We start from the raw sequence: 786 nt of genomic DNA on the forward strand, positions 1-786 counted from the left end.
CCGTCGCGATCGCCGACGGCGGCCGCCTCGTCGCCGGCCGCGTCGCCAATGCCGGCCTGCTCACCATCGCGGCCCAGGGCAGCGTCGTCGATGACCTCCTCAACACCGGCCGCCTGGTCAACGCCGGCGCCTACACCGCCGACGCGGTCAACGCCCCGGGCGGCACCCTGATCAACACCGGCACCTTCACCACCGTCTCGGCCCCGTTCGTCAACGCCGGCACCCTGGTCACCACCGGCAGCCTCACCGGCGGCCTCACCAACACCGGCGCCGTCCAGGCCGCCGGCGTGCTCGCCGGGCCGGTGAGCAACGCCCCGAGTGGCGTCATCGCGCTGACCGGCCCCACCACCGGCATCACCCGGCTCGCCAACGACGGCGCGTTCGACCTCGGCGGCACCGCGCTCACCGTCGGCTCGCTCACCGGCACCACCGCCACCGCCACGCTGGGCAACGGCCGGCTCACGGTCGGCACCGACGGCAGCGCGTCCGACTATGCCGGGCAGATCGTCGACGGCGCCAGCCCGACCAGCCTGACCAAGGTCGGCGCCGGCACCCTGACCCTGTCCGGGCTCAACACCTTCTCCGGGCCGATCAGCATCCTCGGCGGCGACCTCGCGGTCACCGGCGCCCTGCCCAACGCCGCGCTCACGTTCGGTTCCGGCAGCCGGCTCACCGGCGACGGCTGGTTCGGCACCGTGAGCCTCGGCGCCGGCAGCGTGCTCAGCCCCGGCGCCGCCCCGGGCGCACTCGGCCTGATCCGCGTCGCCGGCAGCCTCACCCTGGCGC

Annotated in this window: 1 protein-coding gene; it reads left to right on the forward strand. The window is 75.6% G+C overall.

Annotated features, from left to right (window positions below; genetic code table 11):
- Positions 1–786 (forward strand): autotransporter-associated beta strand repeat-containing protein (locus FV228_RS31350; protein ID WP_187277993.1); only part of this gene is annotated, 786 nt, incomplete at both ends.

Source organism: Methylobacterium sp. WL18 (assembly GCF_008040015.1).
Taxonomy (GTDB): Bacteria; Pseudomonadota; Alphaproteobacteria; order Rhizobiales; family Beijerinckiaceae; genus Methylobacterium; species Methylobacterium mesophilicum.